Source organism: Zunongwangia sp. HGR-M22, assembly GCF_027594425.1.
In the GTDB taxonomy this organism is placed as follows: Bacteria; Bacteroidota; Bacteroidia; order Flavobacteriales; family Flavobacteriaceae; genus Zunongwangia.
Genome location: NZ_CP115159.1, coordinates 1,049,127 through 1,065,680, shown reverse-complemented (window position 1 = coordinate 1,065,680; position 16,554 = coordinate 1,049,127). Strand labels below are relative to the sequence as shown.

Below are 16,554 nucleotides of genomic sequence, written 5' to 3'. Positions count from 1 at the left end.
CCTCTTTTTCCTCTAAAAATACTTAGGATTTAAGGTATTAGCAATTATAGAACAGGCTTTATCAAATCTTTGACATTATTGTTAAGCTAATTGAAATGGGAAAATCTGATTCAATCCTATTCGTATATATCTGCCAACTTTTTATCTAAAGATTCTTCATCGTCTTTACTTCCCTCGTAACGCCCAACTATTTTTCCATCGGGATTTACTAAGATCTTAGTCGGTAAAGAAGGAATATTGTATCCTTCTGTAATACCCTGATCGATTATTTCTTCTTGAGTGAATTTTTCTATTTCATAAAGCATATTTTCGAAGCATATATACGATTTTAGATGAGTTAATATAAATTGTTTCACAAGCTCTTTTTCTTCTTCTTGGACTCGCAACTGAATGTGATACAGTTTTTTAAGACCTATGCTACATCATTAAATTAATAAAATTATTGTTCTACTTCATAAGGAGTTTTGTATCCCAAAAAGCAGTGTATTCGTTCCCGGTTGAACCATATTTTGATGTACTCAAATGCAGCGGACTTAGCCTGCTCTATAGTTTTAAAATTATCATCATAAATAAGTTCTACTTTTAAGGTTAAAAAAAGGATTCAGCAACTGAATTATCCCAACAATATACCATTCTACTCATAGATTGGGTCACCAACGGGTTAGATTTAATAAATGTTCTAAATGTCGTTGAGGCGTATTGTATCCCTCGATCTGAGTGGAATAGTAAATCCATACTTATATTGCGGTTGCTTACAGCCAATTTTCATGCAGGAACAATAGTTTGATTGGTGTGCAGGCTTGTACTCTATAACCAACCTATTACCTTTCTGTCAAAGAAATCAATAATAGTGGTCAGGGAACACCCAGCCTTGATTGGTATGAATTTAAGTAATATCACTGACCCAAGCTTAATTTAACCTGGTTTTTCAGGCTTAGACAACGTAGCTGTTTTATCTAATCAGCGTATATCTGCTTCAGACGCTGATTCTCTTCCTGGAGCGATTCAAGCTTCTTGAGTTGTTGGGCATCCATACCACCAAACTTATGGTACTAGCTGTAAAAGGTTGCCGTGGTACTTCCTCTGTCTTGTGAAATGTCGATAACCTTCATTGCAGATTCGTAAGGTTAAATCATTGCTATAGTTTGTTCTTCTGTAAATCTGCTTTTCTTCATGACTTAAAAATAGTTGATTTTTAAACTGTAAGAAAAACAGGGAAGCCTTCAAAACGGGTAAGTCTTCACATTCTCAACACTATAAGGCTTGTTTTTTCCTCAACATCTGATTCAGATATGTATATTTAATTTCGATCTACATCTACTTTTTCCGAATACATAAAAAATTTTCCGTGTAGTCCACATATTTTCACCTTAAATAAATAGTTACCTTAGTACTCAAAATAAAATTTAGCAATGAAAAATTTCTTCATAGTATTAATAATGTTATCAGGCAACTTCTTAATGGCCCAAAATCAGGAAGTGATTTATAATTATAAAGTAAAAGATATAGACGGAAACGAGTTCGATCTTAGTTCTTTAAAAGGAAAAAAAGTAATGATCGTAAATACCGCTAGTAAATGTGGATTCACGCCGCAGTACGCTTCTCTTCAAAAATTATATGAACAATATAAGTTTGATGATTTTGTGATTATTGGTTTTCCATCCAACGATTTTGGAAATCAGGAACCCGGAAGTAATGAAGAAATCGAAGAATTTTGCCAGCAAAACTATGGCGTTGATTTTCCGATGATGTCGAAAATTACTGTCACCGGAAAAGACATGCATCCGTTATATAAATTCTTAACGCAAAAAGATAAAAATGGATTTAAAGATTCTGAAGTAAAATGGAATTTCCAAAAATATCTAATTGATAAAAATGGAAAACTAGTGGCTGTACTGGAATCTAAAAAACTCCCTAACGATCCTGAAATTATCAGTTGGATTAAGGAGTAGAAATTCTTCGAATTATCGATCATCTATACTACAATGAATTAGGTAAACTATCTCAGAACAATTCCATGCGCTATTAATTAAGACATTTTTAAATTCAACGTTTATTTTTTTTATTTATATCATATAAATAAAAAGGCAATTATGTAGCTTTGTAAGTAATGAAGATTGTAGTACTAATAACATCAATTTTAGTCATTATTCTATCCATAATACCCTGTTGCTCTTTTAAGATTGATAGGAATGATGAAATTTGCGTTAACTCCTTAGAAACAGAAGAAGACGACCATAATGCTTGTGATGAACCCTGCTCTCCATTTTTTAACTGCGGAAGTTGCACAGGTTTCGCAATTCAGCAAAATTTGGAAATCAATTTTATCCAAGATGATGTAGAAATCATTGATATTATTTCTTACCAAAATTCACTTACCAATTCTTATCAATATTCTGCATTTAAGCCACCAAAAGTTTGATTAGGTAACATTTGTTTTCCACGTTAGTGGGTCATTTTTTTATTTAATCATTCTTAAACATAACAATTTGAAACATCTTTTTTTAGTGTTACTGCTAATGGCAGGTAACATTATTATAGCTCAAAATACTTTTGAAGCTACCATCCTTAATGCTGAAAATCAGAAGCCACTTTTTGGTGTATCTGTAAATATTGAAAAATTAAATTTAGGTGCTGTTTCTGATATCGAAGGAAAAGCTGTTATAAAGAAAATTCCGGATGGCGAATACACTATAGAAATTAGTTATATAGGCTTTGAAACCCTTAAAATAAATAGAATATTTCCTTTATCTGAGAGGTATAGAACAGAGCAATTTTTGCTTCATGCGTCTGAAGAGCATATGGAAACTATCATTTTAAAATCTACCAGAAGTTCAAGAACTTTTCGGGATATTCCTACACGTGTAGAATTTATCGCGGGAGAAGAGCTTGAAGAAAAAGGAAATATGAAGCCAGGGGACATTCGCATGCTACTAAACGAAAGTACTGGTATTCAAACGCAACAAACCTCTGCAACCAGTTACAATTCTAGTATTAGAATCCAGGGGCTTGATGGAAAATATACGCAACTCTTACGAGATGGATTACCTTTATATTCAGGATATTCTGGAGGACTTAGTCTTATGCAAATTGCTCCATTAGACCTTAAACAAGTAGAAGTGATTAAAGGAGCTTCTTCCACGCTTTATGGCGGGGGAGCTATTGCAGGTTTGGTAAATTTAATTTCTAAAAAGCCTGAAGAGGAGCAGGAACTCAGTTTTATGGCTAACGGAACTTCTGCTTTAGGATTAGATCTTAGCGGTTTTTATGCTGAAAAATTTGGAAAAATAGGAACCACGGTTTTTGCGTCCTATAATTTAGGTACTCCCTACGATCCGGCAGATAACGGATTAACCGCTATTCCGAAATTCGAAAGGTTTACACTTAATCCAAAATTATTCGTAGAATTTAATAAGAAAACAGATTTTAATATAGGGTTTAATTTAGTTAGCGAAGATCGTTTGGGTGGTGCTATGGATTATGTGAAATACGATAAAGATAATGGCTATTTTGAAAAGAATAATACCGAGCGTTTTTCAACCCAATTACTGGGAAATCATCACATCTCAAACAACACTACACTTAAGGTTAAAAATAGTATAAGTATTTTTGAACGCCAGATTGAAGTACCTAACTATCAATTTAAAGGAAATCAAATCTCTTCTTTTTCAGAGATCAACCTTTCTACCGTAAGGGATAAAACTGAATGGATAGGCGGAGTAAATCTTTGGACTGAAGATTTTACTCAACAACAGGGAGATCCAAATCAAGATTTAAGTTTTAAGAATTATACCATCGGAATTTTTGCTCAAAATATCTGGGATATTTATCAAAAATGGACTTTAGAAACTGGTTTACGTGGAGATTATCAAAGTAACTACGGGTTCCATGTACTTCCCAGATTTTCTTTGATGTATGAACCTTCAAATCAATTAACTTTTCGATTAGGAGGCGGGATGGGATATAAAACACCTAGTATATTTACAGAAGATGTAGAACGACTTCAATTTCAGAATGTACTTCCCATAGATGTAGATAATTCTAAGGCAGAAAGTTCCATAGGTTTTAATCTGGATGGTAACTACAAATGGGCTATAACTTCCGATCTAAATCTTTCTACAAATCTTTTAGTCTTTTATACCAGGATTAGTGATCCCTTAATTCTTAACCAAAATTCGGGTAGATTCTATGAATTCTCTCAGCCCAATGGATACTTAGACAGTAAAGGAATCGAGGCCAATATGCGATGGAGCTATCACGATTTAAAATTATTTGTAGGATATACTTTAGCAGATGTTAATCAACATTATAATGGAGATACCCAGCAATATCCTTTGGTAGCCCAACACCGCTTAAACAATGTCCTAATGTATGAAAAACATGAAAACTTTTGGATAGGACTAGAAGGCTATTACTACAGTTCGCAGAAACTAAACGACGGAAGCACTGGCCAACCTTATTGGATACTTGGCGTAATGACAGAGAAAAAGCTGGGAGAACATTTTTCTTTATTCCTAAATTTTGAAAATATCCTTGATACGCGCCAAAGCCGGTTTGATAGTGTATTTACAGGAAATCTAAATGATCCAAACTTTCGGGATATTTATGCACCGGTCGACGGATTTGTAATTAATGGAGGATTCAAGATAAATCTATAAACATAAACTACTTAGTATTAAGCAAATTATAGTTATCGTATTCTTACTACAGTAAAGTTATCTAAGACCAAGAGTAAACCTTCAATAAACGCAACAATATTGCATTATTTAATGCAATATTGTTGCGTTTATAATTTAGAAGTACTATTCTTGCAAAAAAATATCCGATGACTAAATTTTATTTAAAAAGCATGTGCCTGTTGGCAAGTATGCTATTGCTTTTTGCTTGTGATAGCGATGATGATTTTATGGTAGATACCTCCAAAAAAGACGAACCTGAAAAAATAGATCCCGTAGGTTACCTAGCACCTTTGCAAGTTCCAGATACCATTAAATTAACTTATGGTAGGAATTTTACAGGTGCATTACCTGAAGAATATCAATCTCAAAATGTGAATTTTGAACTAGATTTTGATAATGAAAATATAGCCATTACTACTGAAAAGACGTTGCAGGATGTTCTCGCGCAAGGCGTTTATATCGATTCCAATGCCAATCAATTAGTTGTGGACAGTCAGCAGTTGTATCCTAATAATTTTAGTTCTTCTATTAATGCTAGTAGATTACCAGAAGCTTATATCGTTACACTAACCGCAAATGCAGAAACTTATTTACCTGTAAGCAAAACATTTTATATTAAAATACGTACTGCTTCTCTTAAAATTGAAGAATTGGATAACGATCTTGATATTCCTTTTACCTATCAAATGTACAGTGATGCCGCTTCAGCAGCATTTCACGTTTCTGCAGAAGATTTAAATTTAGAAAACACACAATGGCAATTACATCAGAATGGTAGGCCAGATCAAAAAGTCTTAATTGATGGAAATGTAATTACATTTGCTGAAAATCCTGGTGATCCAGAACAGGAAGCAGAATGGACTTATGATTTAATTTCTTCTTTAGAACGTGATGGGTTTACAGTAGCCAGAAGACAATTTCGTGTGAGATTTATTCCTGAAATAAAATTTTTATACGGAATGTACTATCCCGATCTTGATTTAACCATTTCAACCAAGAGGTTGCATATAGGTTTACACCAAACCTATCAATCTGCTGCTCCACAAGTCTATCCTGAAAAATATAAAGAATCTTTTTCTATTCTTTCCATAGAAAAAGACGGTAGCAATTTTGAGAATGAGGAAGGAATTATTTCTATAGAGGCTGAATCAGGAAAAATAAACGTAGCACACAACCATAGTTTAACCGAAGGTGAATATCTAATAACGGTAGAGGCCCAAACCAACACCGGTTTAACCTTTGAAGCTGAAGTGACCTTGGTCATGAACGAAGTTAATGACGATAACCACCAACATTGAAAAACGTAAAGTAACTATAGAAGAAGCAGGCTTTCGCCTGCTTTTTTGTTTCATTTGTCACGATAAATAGACTTTTTTTTCATTTCTAGAATGCCTAATTTTACATTATAAATTTGAAGGAAATGAGTAGGATTGAAGAGAAAAAAACTAGAAATACTAAACATCAACAAGCAGTATTAGATCTTTTACAAAAAGCAACTAAAACACTAACTGCAGATGAGATTAAGGAACAAATAGAAGATAACATTAATAAAACAACCGTTTACCGGATGTTAGATCGTTTTGTAGATGCCGGAAAAATCCATTTTGTAACCGGGCAAAATGGGAAATCTTACTACGCACTTTGTAAAGATTGTGACCAAGAGCCAGAGCAACATATCCATAATCACTTACATTTTCAATGTGAAAACTGCGGTAATGTAGAATGTCTTCCGCAGACTTTAGAAGTTCCTACACTTAAAAACTACCAGATTAAAGAAACGCAATTATTGCTGATTGGTATCTGTAAAACCTGTACCACTGCAAACTCTTAAACTTCAGTAAAAAATAAATTCAGATCAACTTTAATGCAACTTAATTGCTTTAATTAAAAATTCTTTTATACATTTGGTATATACTTAACCAAATAGTATGAAAAAACTACCAGTTACTGTACTTAGCGGATTTTTAGGAGCTGGAAAAACAACCCTCTTAAACCATCTACTTCACAATCGTGCAGGAATGAAGCTCGCTGTAATCGTAAATGATATGAGCGAAATTAATATCGATGCTCAGCTTGTCGAGAATCAACATACACTCTCTAAGACTGAAGAAAAATTAGTTGAGATGAGCAATGGATGTATTTGCTGTACGCTTCGGGAAGATTTAATGATTGAAGTTGAACGTCTGGCCAAAGATGGGCGGTTTGATTATTTAATTATAGAAAGTACAGGGATTTCTGAACCTATACCGGTAGCTCAAACCTTTAGTTTTGAAGATGAATTAGGCCACTTCAATTTAAAAAATATCAGCTACATAGATTGTATGCTCACTGTGGTTGACGCATTCAACTTTTTGAATGATTTTTCTAGCGCTTCTCTTTTAAAAGATCGTCAATTGGCAAGTGACGAAGAAGATCAAAGGAGTATTGTTAATTTACTCACCGATCAGATAGAATTTGCTAATGTTATTCTTATAAATAAAATAGATCTAGTTACCGCTGAAGAATTGCAGCGCGTTAAATCCTTTGTTAAAGCACTTAATCCGGAAGCAAAAATAATACAAGCTCAAAACGCTGAAATCGATTATAACGAAGTAATTAATACCGGAAGTTTTGATTTTGAACAAGCTGAAGCTTCTGCAGGATGGATAAAAGAATTAGAAAATGAACACATTCCTGAAACTGAAGAATACGGGATCACTTCACTAACTTTCAAGCAACATCTTCCTTTTCATCCAGAGCGCTTGTTTCAGTTTTTAATGCAAAATTTTCCACAGGGAATTATAAGAAGTAAAGGCCTATTTTGGTTAGCATCTCGTCCCGAACAGGCTTTAATTTGGAGCAGTGCCGGGGGATCTTTTAAGGCCGATTCTGCAGGCGTCTGGTGGGCTTCTATGCCATTTAACGAACGTATAGACCATCCTGCATTTATGGAAAATCAGGACATTATAGAAAAAGACTGGGATGCATCATTTGGTGATCGTAAAAACGAACTCGTTTTTATAGGAATGCATTACGATAAACACCAGTTGGAAGAAAAACTTAATGCCTGCCTTCTTAATAAAGCTGAACTAGAAGCATGGCAATTAGGTTATCTTGAACTTCATGATTGCTGGCCGGTTTAAAACTTAGAATTAGTAATACTAAATAAAAATAGTTATGAATTATAGAATCTTACCACTATACGCTGTGGTAGCACTACTAAGCTTTTCCTCTTGTAAAAATCAGGAGAATAATGAGGAAGAAGAAAATAAAACAGAAAAATCAGTCCGAGACACCGAAAGTCAAAATATAAATATAGAGCCTTTAAAAGAATCTCCGGCATATCAGGATTCAGGTTTAAGTCTTATTATTCCTGAAAACAATCAGTTTACGAAAAACACCGTTGAATTCAAATTCAACGTGGATAATTACGAATTAGGAGCGCAAACAACAAAGAATGAAATAACCTCGAGACTTGCAAATTCTGATAAAGGACAGCACATTCATTTTATTGTTGATAACGAACCCTATTCAGCACATTACGAAACTGAATTTTCTAAAGATTTTTCTGAAGGCACACATCATATTGTTGCTTTTTTAAGCAGATCTTATCATGAATCTGTTAAAAATGATCAATCTTTTATTACCAAAACAATCAAAATTGGTAGTAGTCCTGACGAACGATCTAATGTAGATTTTAAGAAGCCCACATTAATATATAGCCGACCAAAAGGAGAATATTCTGGAAAAGATATTGAGAATTTATTACTTGATTTTTTTCTATTGAATACCACTTTGTCTGAAAACGGCAATTATGTGAAAGCTACTATAAACGGTGAAACATTCAAAATTACAAAATGGCAACCTTATATTATAAAAGGCCTATCAAAAGGGCAGATTGATATTAGACTGCAACTTTTCGATAATAACGATCAACCAATTAAAGGTGAATATAACGACGTTACCAGAAGTGTACTATTAAAATAAGAATCTCTTTTATAAGAATGCCGGTGAAGTTTAATAATGGTTGGTTTTGTGATTATTATTCGACCATCTTTGCCGGTTATTTTTTGAAATTTAATTAACTAGAAAAAGCTTATAAAAAGCCATTAAGAAATAGCTAATATTAGCTATTTCTTAATGGCTTTTTATTTTTAAACAAAATCAAAAGTTATCTTCTACTTCAGCAGATTGTAGCATAAACTGATGCAGCTCATAATTCTTTACGAAAGGTTTAAGCTCATCGCTTCCTGGGCCAAAAGCAGCTAATTCTACATAATCGCCAGAATGGTCCATACTTATCCAACCTATAGACGTATATTTCTTTTGCATTTCGGCGAGCGGGCCGTAAGGTAAATTACCGGTATTATATAATCCACCATTATTTTTATTGTAAAAATTCAATAATATTTTGGCTTCTTCGTCTGTAATTGTTTTATCTCCATTAGCATTTGCGATCATTTCGCGAATTGATGAAAAAGAATTTGCTTTCATTTTTATCTGCTGAAGCAACCAATCATTGGTATGGGTAAAATTTTGCAAATAGCTGAAATTTTTATCTACGTCATGACTTTTAATAAGTCCGGGATTGGCGTTTCCATGATCTGTTGTAATAATCACCAATGTTTCGCGATCTTTTTCAGCAAAGTCTATAACCTCTTTTATGGCTTCATCAAAAGCTATTTGATCATATAGTAAACCTCCTGCGTCATTAGCATGAGCTGCCCAATCTACCTTTCCCGCTTCAATTTGCAATACAAAACCTTCATCATTATTTTTGGAAAGATGTTTAATAGCATGCTTAGACATTTCAGCTAAAGTAGGTGTTGACTCCTCTAATTCTTTATCATTAGACCTATCCAATGCATAAGGAAGACCACCATCAGCAAAAACACCAAGAATTTTTTGATCTGATTTGGATGCTAATAAGTCTTTTCGATTTCTAAAAATGGTAAAGTCCTTCTGTTTAAAACTCGCGTAAACATCTTTTCCGTCTGCTCTTTTACTAGAAGAAAAATAATCGTTACCACCACCCATCATCACATCAAATTCCAGATCCAGATATTTTAAAGCGATCGCTTCTTGATCTCCTCTATCTTTTTGCATTACTGAAAAACCAGCTGGTGTAGCATGCGTAATTGGCACTGTTGTTACACAACCTACTTTTTTACCTGAACTTTTGAATTTTTGAAGAATGGGTAAATGTTTTTCTCCATTTGCTGAAACATTTAATGATCCATTAGGGACACGCTTTCCCCCACCCCAAGAAGAACTCCCTGCCGCAGAATCTGTTACTAGCGAACTTGCTGAAGCAGTATCCATTAAAGCTCTATTAATTTTACCCTCTCGATATAAATCTAACCAGTGACTTCCTTTGCCGTTGCTAATTTGTAAAAGCCTATCAGCCATATTTAAAGTGCCGGTACTCATCCCGTCACTCACCATAAAAATGATATTTTTGGCTTTTTTAGTTTGAAAATTGTTTTTGCTATTCATCCAAATATCTGAATGAAACTGGCTTGCAAGGCTTCCAAACGCAAAAAGACTACTGTTTTTGAAAAAATCTCTTCTTTTCATTTAACGCATATTAGTTGCGTTAAATATAAAGTATTTTTTATTAGTCTATATTATCTTGAAGTTAACTTACAAATCTTTATTTTAAAATGCCTATCAACGTTTGAAAGAAAGATAGGAATAAGCATCGTAGAAATATTCAATATAAATATCACAACTATTCATTCTAATGTATTTTTATGGTTTTGAATGATCAAAAAAAGAATTAAATATCACCGAATTTGAATATCGATTCTTATCGAGATTTTATTCATAATTGTTTCTATTTTTACTGAAAATCTATTGTTATGAATTGGTTACTCCTGATTATCGCGGGCTTATTTGAAATGCTTTTTGCTTTATGTCTTGGCAAAGCTAATCACACTGAAGGAATTACCTCTAAGGTTTGGTTTGGCAGTTTTTTACTATGTCTTTTCTTTAGCATGAGTTTACTTGTAAAAGTTACAAAAACACTTCCTATTGGCACTTCTTATGCTGTCTGGACGGGAATTGGAGCTGCCGGAACCGTACTTTTGGGAATATTTGTTTTTAAAGAACCAGCCACATTTTGGAGGTTATTTTTTATAACTACACTTATTGGTTCTATCATTGGTTTAAAATTAGTTTCCCAATAATAAAAAGCAATAATAAAAAACAATAATTCTGAAATCAGTGATCTAAAATTATCGGTCTTCCTATTAAAATGATAAAACTTCTTTACATAGATAATCAAAAAGGGTATCAATTAAAACCCAAAATGAAATAGTAAAAAAATTTTTTTTCGTCCAAAAAATCTTCAAAAATTATCCACAACTTAATTATTAGTTTATAAAATTTAGTAAGCTAAACTACTATTCTTTAGTCCGTAAAATAAACTGACCTACTGTTTTCAGGGAGATACATTTCACGGCTTACCGTCTACTGCAGGATCCAATTCCTAAAGATATTTGCATGAAGTTAAACTTAAATGGGTAAAACACGAAGTCTGGTAGCAGTTTCAGTCAAAAATATAATTCCCCATATTTTCTATTTATAATATAAACAAAAATTAAAAATTCAATTATGAAATGGTATTTAAAAGCATTCCGTCAATATTCAGATTTTAACGGTAGAGCAAGAAGAAAAGAATATTTTATGTTTGGTCTATTTAACGCCTTATTTACGATACTTTGTATTGCATTAAGTTCTGCACTTAGTGCATGGCTAGAAACTCCTGCTTTTATTGGTATTTATGTCTTATACATGTTGGCTACTTTAGTTCCATCAATTGCAGTATCCGTGAGACGTTTACATGATATAGGTAAAAGTGGCTGGATGCTATTAGTTAACTTTATCCCATTAGTCGGGCCTATTTGGATGCTAATTTTATTAATTACAGACAGTGATCCTGAAAATAACGAATATGGTGCAAATCCAAAGCAAGAATTTATTATACAAGACATCTAATATTTGGAATATTAATCCCGAGTAAGATTATCTCAGATTTTGAATTGTAAGGCTAAGAGAACTTTTTCACAAAGATTTTTCTTAGCCTTTCTTAAATCGGATTTTCGGAAATTAGTAATTAAAATATAATAGACTTGCAAACCAATGTTTTAAACTATGCAGGAAACTTATTATCTACTATGTAATTTTTGGTCTTTTGGGGGGTATTCTATTTAGAAATCCTTAGATAGTAATTTTTCATAGGTTAAATCTTTTCGATAGACCTTTTCCTGTTCTTTTTCAAAAAGCTCATCTCATTTCTCCTGGTTTCTGGATAATTTTCAAAAAAATAAACGGTTAATTTATGGATATGAAGTTAATTAAAAAATCTACGATGAAATAGCATGACCTAAAGTGTGGAAAAATAGGATTCGTAAAGGGCAAGCAATCTGGATAATGGTGTACAGTGTAATTTTTAGAAAATTAAAAATCTTTTTAATATTGTTTACAATACAAGTTATTTACTTCCAATATTAGGAGGGCAGGGACATAAAATACTATAGTGCTATTAGTAATGCTTTTTTCATCTTCTCTAATTTTATTTTAAAGCTAACATCAATTCAGGAATTTATATTAGGGTATAATCAGTTGCTCATAAATCCGTTTTATTGCTTATAGTTGGGAACCATTGGTTCAACTTCCAATAGAATATCAAATGATCTGCTATATGATATATTTACACATTTGGCCCTTTGTACTAATTTTTATCCGAAATAGTTTATTTAACGGCATCCCTAAAACTGCGAAAACCACGCAATTCCTAAGATTTGCGTGGTTTTGTAGTCTATTATATTCTTTAAAAGTGACCTCGGCAGGATTCAAACCTGCAACCTTCTGAGCCGTAATCAGATGCGCTATTCAGTTGCGCCACGAGGCCTTTATTTGTTTCGCTAAAGGCAATAACCTTAAGCGGGTGCAAATATATTCTTTATTTTAAATTCAGAAAAACTTTTTTGAAACTTTTTTCAAGAAAAATATAGGTCGAAATTGTAACACATTAATGCCTAGCGAACAACAATTCTTACAACCTAAAATTTCGCACTGTAAATCACCTATTCTTATCTAAACAATTTCTGCACTTAATCCTGCATCTAAAAGTTTAGAGCATCTTGGTTTTAAATCATTAAAAGCTCCGGTCTTTACCGTACATTTTCCTTTATAATGCACTAAAATAGAACATTGTTCTGCCTGTTCTGGAGTGTGATCGCAGGCGTAAATTAAAGTCTCGATTACATGATCAAAGGTATTGTAATCGTCATTATATAAAACAATCTCATTTTCTTTATCAACTTTAGTTTCTACTTTCTCTAATACTTCTTCTTGTGTACTCATAGGGTATTAAATTTAATTCGGAGACCGCAAAAATACAAAAATAACAGTTAAACAACTCAAAAAGAAAACTTTACCGCAACCCATTTATCCTTTTCAAGATTTTCCTGAAATTTTAATCCCAGCTTTTCGCAAGCTTCTCGGATAATAGGAATGTCTTCTTTATAAAATCCGCTTAGATATAAATCACCGCCAGACTTTAAAACCGAAAGATATTTCGCCATATCGTTCAGCAAAATATTACGGTTAATATTCGCTATTATAGCATCATATTTTTTGTCACCTAATAAGTCTGCTCCTCCTTCTTTAACGTTAATTTCGGGAACATTATTACGTTCGATATTTTCAAGTGTATTTAAATAGCACCAGTTATCAATATCAATGGCTTCTACAGGATTTGCACCTTTTTGTGCACTTAGTATTGCCAAAACTCCGGTTCCGCAGCCCATATCTAGGACAGCTTTACCTTTCCAGCTATTCTTTAAAATAAACTGAATCATCATATGCGTAGTAGCATGATGTCCAGTTCCAAAACTCATTTTTGGCTCGATAACAATATCAAATTCGGTTTCTGGTTTTGGATGGAATGGTGCACGTACACTACAGATATTATCAACCACAATAGGCTGAAAATTTTTCTCCCATTCTTCATTCCAATTAACTTGTTGTATCTCGGAAGAAGAATAGGAGATTTCAAATTCATCAGAATCTAATATCTGAACCTCAGCCAGCATTTCTTCCTGAAATTCATCTTTCAGAATATATGCTGTTACACCATCTTCATTTTCCACAAAACTTTCAAATCCTAAAGCGCCCAATTCAGCAATTAATATTTCTGAAGCAGGAACTGGTGGATTTATTTTAAACTGAAATTCAAGATAATTTGATGCCATTTTTTAAAATGAGTTCACAATTGCTAAAAAGTCTTCTGCCTTAAGGCTTGCTCCACCTATTAATCCTCCATCGACATCTTCGTTTGCAAAGATCTCTTTAGCATTTCCTGGCTTACAACTACCTCCATAAAGTATAGAAACCTCATCGGCTACTTCGCTACCAAATTTATCTGCAACACTTTTTCTAATAAATGCATGCATTTCCTGAGCTTGTTCTGGCGATGCAGTTTCTCCTGTACCAATAGCCCAAACAGGCTCGTAAGCAAGGATAATACTTTTCCAGCTCTCTTCAGGAAGATGGTATAAACTTTCTTTTAACTGACGCTCCACAAGATCAAAATGTTTATCTGCTTTACGATCTTCTAATTCTTCACCAAAGCAAAAGATCACGGTCATATCATTTTCTAAAGCTACATCTACTTTCTTAGCCAAGAGCTCGTTTGTTTCATTAAATTGAGCACGTCTTTCGCTATGTCCTAAAATCACAGTCTCTACTCCTACACTTTTAAGCATAGCTGCAGAAATTTCTCCTGTAAAAGCACCGTTGGCCTCTTGATGCATATTTTGAGCTGCAACGATAACAGGGGTGTCTTTTAAAGCTTCAAACGCAGGATAAAGATTTGTATATGTTGGTGCTACCATGATGGTTGCTGCCGGCTCGCCAGACATTTGTTTTTTTAGATCTGCAATAAGTTCCTGGGTTTGTGCCAGGTCGTTATTCATTTTCCAGTTTCCGGCTACAATATTTTTTCTCATAATTAAATATTCTAAGATTGTTTAATTTTTAAGCTGATTTATACAAATATACCGATTCAAAAACACATAAAGATATTGTAAGCAAGGCTTATATTGCTTTTTATCATTCTTCTAATACTTTTTAAAATTTGCTTATAATTTTATAGCCGAAGCATCAGACCAGTGCTTTTTTTGTGTTATCGTTCCTTTTTCTAAAACTAAAATTCCGGGATTAGCTCTTACTACTGTTTTAAGTGCGGTGGCATCGGTTTGATAAAATGGAAAATTAAGGCTGAATTCATCTTTAATCTGTGATTTTAAAGCATCTCCTGAAGCTGTTAATCCAACCACTTCATAACCTTTACTCTTAGCTTCTCTTTCCAAAAACTTTATAGCTTCGTATCCTTGTTTCTCTGTAAGATTTAGATCGTAAGCCACAATTAATAATACTTTTTCGGCTTCAAGAATTTCAGCAGTAATATCATCTCCATCATCTAAGATTTGGAAATCGTGAATTGGCGGTACATAGCCTTCTTCAATCATTTCTGTATCAACTTCAATAAATTCACCTTCGTGCTGCGGATAACTTCCATCGGTCACTACCACTTCTTCTTTACCATCCACATTAAATTTCCAATGATATTCAAAAACATCGGTTGCAGCGCCTTCAGGAATATCTCGTAATTCCGGAATGTTATTTCCCACTTTGTAAGGTCTAAAATCGATAACCGGTAAATGCATCAACACGTAATATGCGTATAAAAAACATAGCATATAACTTAAGAAAATGATCCAACGATGGCTTGCTGGAACAAAAACCGGAGTAATCATCTTGCTATTAAAAAACAATATTAAAATGAAAACAAGTAAAATGAGATCTTTCGTAAAGCTTTGCCAAGGTGTAAGCGGGATGGCATCGCCAAAACAACCACAATCGGTCACTTTATTAAAATATGCTGAATAAAATGTGAGAAAGGTGAAGAAAACGATCATCAGCAACAAACTCCACACCGTGAATTTGGGTAAATAACCAATGAGCAGCATTATTCCCAACACCAATTCGAAAACACAAATTAAGATAGCAATTACCAATGCAAAAGGCGATAAGAAAGTTAAATCTAAAACCTCTGGCGAAAAATATTCTTGAAGTTTAAAAGAGAATCCAATAGGATCATTCAGTTTTATAAATCCTGAGAAAATAAAAAGAATACCTACAAAAATGCGGGCAAATTTCACTAATAACTTCATCTTAATATTGGTGGTTTTTGGATATTATTTTTCTTCAGCTTCAGCAAAATGAATCATTGCAAATACCGCATAATTGATCATGTCCTGATAGTTAGCATCAATACCTTCGCTTACCAAAGTTTGTCCTTTATTATCTTCAATTTGCTTTACACGCAATAATTTCTGAAGGATAAGATCGGTTAACGAACTTATACGCATATCACGCCATGCCTCGCCATAATCGTGATTTTTATTCATCATCAATTCCTTGGTTGCAGTGATCTTTTCGTCGTAAAGTTGTGAGGCTTCTTCTGCATCTAAATCTGGCTGATCTGCAATTCCTTTTTCAAGCTGAATAAGTGCCATGATCGAGTAGTTGATAATGCCAATAAATTCAGATTTCTCGTCTTCATCTACTTTTCGTACTTCATTTTCCTGAAGTTTTCGTATTCGTTGCGCTTTAATAAAGATTTGATCTGTTAAGGATGGCAATCTTAAAATTCGCCATGCACAGCCGTAATCCTTCATTTTCTTGGTAAACAAACTGCGACAAATTTCGATTACCGCATCGTATTGTTTCGAGGTGTCTTGCATAAAACCGTGGTAATTTGCGTAAATTTCGGGCAAATATTCCAGCTGGTCAAAATTATTTTGAACTGCCCTAATTTTTAAAA

General features: G+C 33.5%; 17 protein-coding genes and 1 tRNA gene. 9 read left to right on the top strand and 9 right to left on the bottom strand.

The genetic code is table 11. The features are described from left to right. Positions 1-116: 116 nt before the first annotated feature. Both PBT91_RS04685 and PBT91_RS17640 read right to left on the bottom strand, forming a co-directional pair. Entirely contained in the window at positions 117-305 is a 189-nt protein-coding gene (locus tag PBT91_RS04685; protein WP_270060625.1) for a peroxiredoxin family protein, read from the bottom strand. A gap of 134 nt (positions 306-439) precedes the next feature. Continuing rightward, positions 440-547, bottom strand: a complete 108-nt coding sequence (locus tag PBT91_RS17640; protein ID WP_443089642.1) for an IS3 family transposase — start codon at positions 545-547, stop codon at positions 440-442. 865 nt (positions 548-1,412) lie between these two features. Here PBT91_RS17640 and PBT91_RS04680 point away from each other — a divergent pair. From PBT91_RS04680 to PBT91_RS04650, 7 genes are all read left to right on the top strand, one after another. Continuing rightward, positions 1,413-1,952 (top strand): glutathione peroxidase, encoded by a 540-nt coding sequence (locus PBT91_RS04680; protein ID WP_270060624.1) that lies wholly within the window; start codon positions 1,413-1,415, stop codon positions 1,950-1,952. A 158-nt stretch (positions 1,953-2,110) separates the two neighbouring features. After that, positions 2,111-2,422, top strand: coding sequence for a DUF6660 family protein (locus PBT91_RS04675; protein WP_270060623.1), 312 nt, complete (start codon positions 2,111-2,113; stop codon positions 2,420-2,422). A gap of 67 nt (positions 2,423-2,489) precedes the next feature. Next, positions 2,490-4,658, top strand: a complete 2,169-nt coding sequence (locus PBT91_RS04670) for a TonB-dependent receptor (protein WP_333474230.1) — start codon at positions 2,490-2,492, stop codon at positions 4,656-4,658. Between the two features lie 167 nt (positions 4,659-4,825). After that, positions 4,826-5,977, top strand: a complete 1,152-nt coding sequence (locus tag PBT91_RS04665) for a hypothetical protein (protein ID WP_270060622.1) — start codon at positions 4,826-4,828, stop codon at positions 5,975-5,977. 122 nt (positions 5,978-6,099) lie between these two features. Further along, on the top strand, positions 6,100-6,510 hold the full coding sequence (locus PBT91_RS04660) for a Fur family transcriptional regulator (RefSeq protein WP_270060621.1): 411 nt from the start codon (positions 6,100-6,102) through the stop codon (positions 6,508-6,510). A gap of 97 nt (positions 6,511-6,607) precedes the next feature. Next, the gene (locus tag PBT91_RS04655; protein WP_270060620.1) at positions 6,608-7,801 is read left to right on the top strand and encodes a GTP-binding protein; all 1,194 of its coding nucleotides are present in this window, start codon (positions 6,608-6,610) and stop codon (positions 7,799-7,801) included. A gap of 34 nt (positions 7,802-7,835) precedes the next feature. Then, a complete protein-coding gene (locus PBT91_RS04650) occupies positions 7,836-8,645 on the top strand; it encodes a hypothetical protein (protein WP_270060619.1) in 810 nt (269 codons plus the stop codon). 177 nt (positions 8,646-8,822) lie between these two features. Here the strand turns inward: PBT91_RS04650 and PBT91_RS04645 are convergent, their stop codons facing one another. Further along, positions 8,823-10,235 (bottom strand): alkaline phosphatase, encoded by a 1,413-nt coding sequence (locus tag PBT91_RS04645; RefSeq protein ID WP_270060618.1) that lies wholly within the window; start codon positions 10,233-10,235, stop codon positions 8,823-8,825. A gap of 284 nt (positions 10,236-10,519) precedes the next feature. On the opposite strand from PBT91_RS04645, the gene PBT91_RS04640 reads away from it, so the two are divergent. Beyond that, positions 10,520-10,846 carry a DMT family transporter gene (locus PBT91_RS04640; protein WP_270060617.1) on the top strand — a complete coding sequence of 109 codons (327 nt, stop codon included), beginning with the start codon at positions 10,520-10,522 and terminating at the stop codon, positions 10,844-10,846. 427 nt (positions 10,847-11,273) lie between these two features. Next, the gene (locus PBT91_RS04635; RefSeq protein WP_270060616.1) at positions 11,274-11,657 is read left to right on the top strand and encodes a DUF805 domain-containing protein; all 384 of its coding nucleotides are present in this window, start codon (positions 11,274-11,276) and stop codon (positions 11,655-11,657) included. 842 nt (positions 11,658-12,499) lie between these two features. On the opposite strand, the gene PBT91_RS04630 is transcribed toward PBT91_RS04635, so the two are convergent. From PBT91_RS04630 to PBT91_RS04605, 6 genes are all read right to left on the bottom strand, one after another. Then, positions 12,500-12,573 (bottom strand) — tRNA-Arg (locus PBT91_RS04630). Between the two features lie 185 nt (positions 12,574-12,758). Further along, complete coding sequence (locus tag PBT91_RS04625) at positions 12,759-13,028, bottom strand: ATP-dependent Clp protease adaptor ClpS (RefSeq protein WP_270060615.1); 270 nt, start codon at positions 13,026-13,028, stop codon at positions 12,759-12,761. Positions 13,029-13,084: 56 nt separating this feature from the next. After that, on the bottom strand, positions 13,085-13,918 hold the full coding sequence (gene prmA / locus PBT91_RS04620; RefSeq protein ID WP_270060614.1) for a 50S ribosomal protein L11 methyltransferase: 834 nt from the start codon (positions 13,916-13,918) through the stop codon (positions 13,085-13,087). Between the two features lie 3 nt (positions 13,919-13,921). Continuing rightward, positions 13,922-14,674, bottom strand: coding sequence for a triose-phosphate isomerase (gene tpiA, locus PBT91_RS04615; protein WP_270060613.1), 753 nt, complete (start codon positions 14,672-14,674; stop codon positions 13,922-13,924). Positions 14,675-14,806: 132 nt separating this feature from the next. After that, positions 14,807-15,901 (bottom strand): BT_3928 family protein, encoded by a 1,095-nt coding sequence (locus PBT91_RS04610; RefSeq protein ID WP_270060612.1) that lies wholly within the window; start codon positions 15,899-15,901, stop codon positions 14,807-14,809. 24 nt (positions 15,902-15,925) lie between these two features. Further along, positions 15,926-16,474 (bottom strand): DUF1599 domain-containing protein, encoded by a 549-nt coding sequence (locus tag PBT91_RS04605; RefSeq protein WP_270061426.1) that lies wholly within the window; start codon positions 16,472-16,474, stop codon positions 15,926-15,928. Positions 16,475-16,554 lie beyond the last annotated feature (80 nt).

Coding starts and splice junctions, on each gene's coding strand:
- PBT91_RS04685 (WP_270060625.1), bottom strand. CDS start 305: ATGCTTTATGAAATAGAAAAATTCACTCAAGAAGAAATAATCGATCAG.
- PBT91_RS04680 (WP_270060624.1), top strand. CDS start 1,413: ATGAAAAATTTCTTCATAGTATTAATAATGTTATCAGGCAACTTCTTA.
- PBT91_RS04675 (WP_270060623.1), top strand. CDS start 2,111: ATGAAGATTGTAGTACTAATAACATCAATTTTAGTCATTATTCTATCC.
- PBT91_RS04665 (WP_270060622.1), top strand. CDS start 4,826: ATGACTAAATTTTATTTAAAAAGCATGTGCCTGTTGGCAAGTATGCTA.
- PBT91_RS04660 (WP_270060621.1), top strand. CDS start 6,100: ATGAGTAGGATTGAAGAGAAAAAAACTAGAAATACTAAACATCAACAA.
- PBT91_RS04655 (WP_270060620.1), top strand. CDS start 6,608: ATGAAAAAACTACCAGTTACTGTACTTAGCGGATTTTTAGGAGCTGGA.
- PBT91_RS04650 (WP_270060619.1), top strand. CDS start 7,836: ATGAATTATAGAATCTTACCACTATACGCTGTGGTAGCACTACTAAGC.
- PBT91_RS04645 (WP_270060618.1), bottom strand. CDS start 10,235: ATGAAAAGAAGAGATTTTTTCAAAAACAGTAGTCTTTTTGCGTTTGGA.
- PBT91_RS04640 (WP_270060617.1), top strand. CDS start 10,520: ATGAATTGGTTACTCCTGATTATCGCGGGCTTATTTGAAATGCTTTTT.
- PBT91_RS04635 (WP_270060616.1), top strand. CDS start 11,274: ATGAAATGGTATTTAAAAGCATTCCGTCAATATTCAGATTTTAACGGT.
- PBT91_RS04625 (WP_270060615.1), bottom strand. CDS start 13,028: ATGAGTACACAAGAAGAAGTATTAGAGAAAGTAGAAACTAAAGTTGAT.
- prmA (WP_270060614.1), bottom strand. CDS start 13,918: ATGGCATCAAATTATCTTGAATTTCAGTTTAAAATAAATCCACCAGTT.
- tpiA (WP_270060613.1), bottom strand. CDS start 14,674: ATGAGAAAAAATATTGTAGCCGGAAACTGGAAAATGAATAACGACCTG.
- PBT91_RS04610 (WP_270060612.1), bottom strand. CDS start 15,901: ATGAAGTTATTAGTGAAATTTGCCCGCATTTTTGTAGGTATTCTTTTT.
- PBT91_RS04605 (WP_270061426.1), bottom strand. CDS start 16,474: ATGCAAGACACCTCGAAACAATACGATGCGGTAATCGAAATTTGTCGC.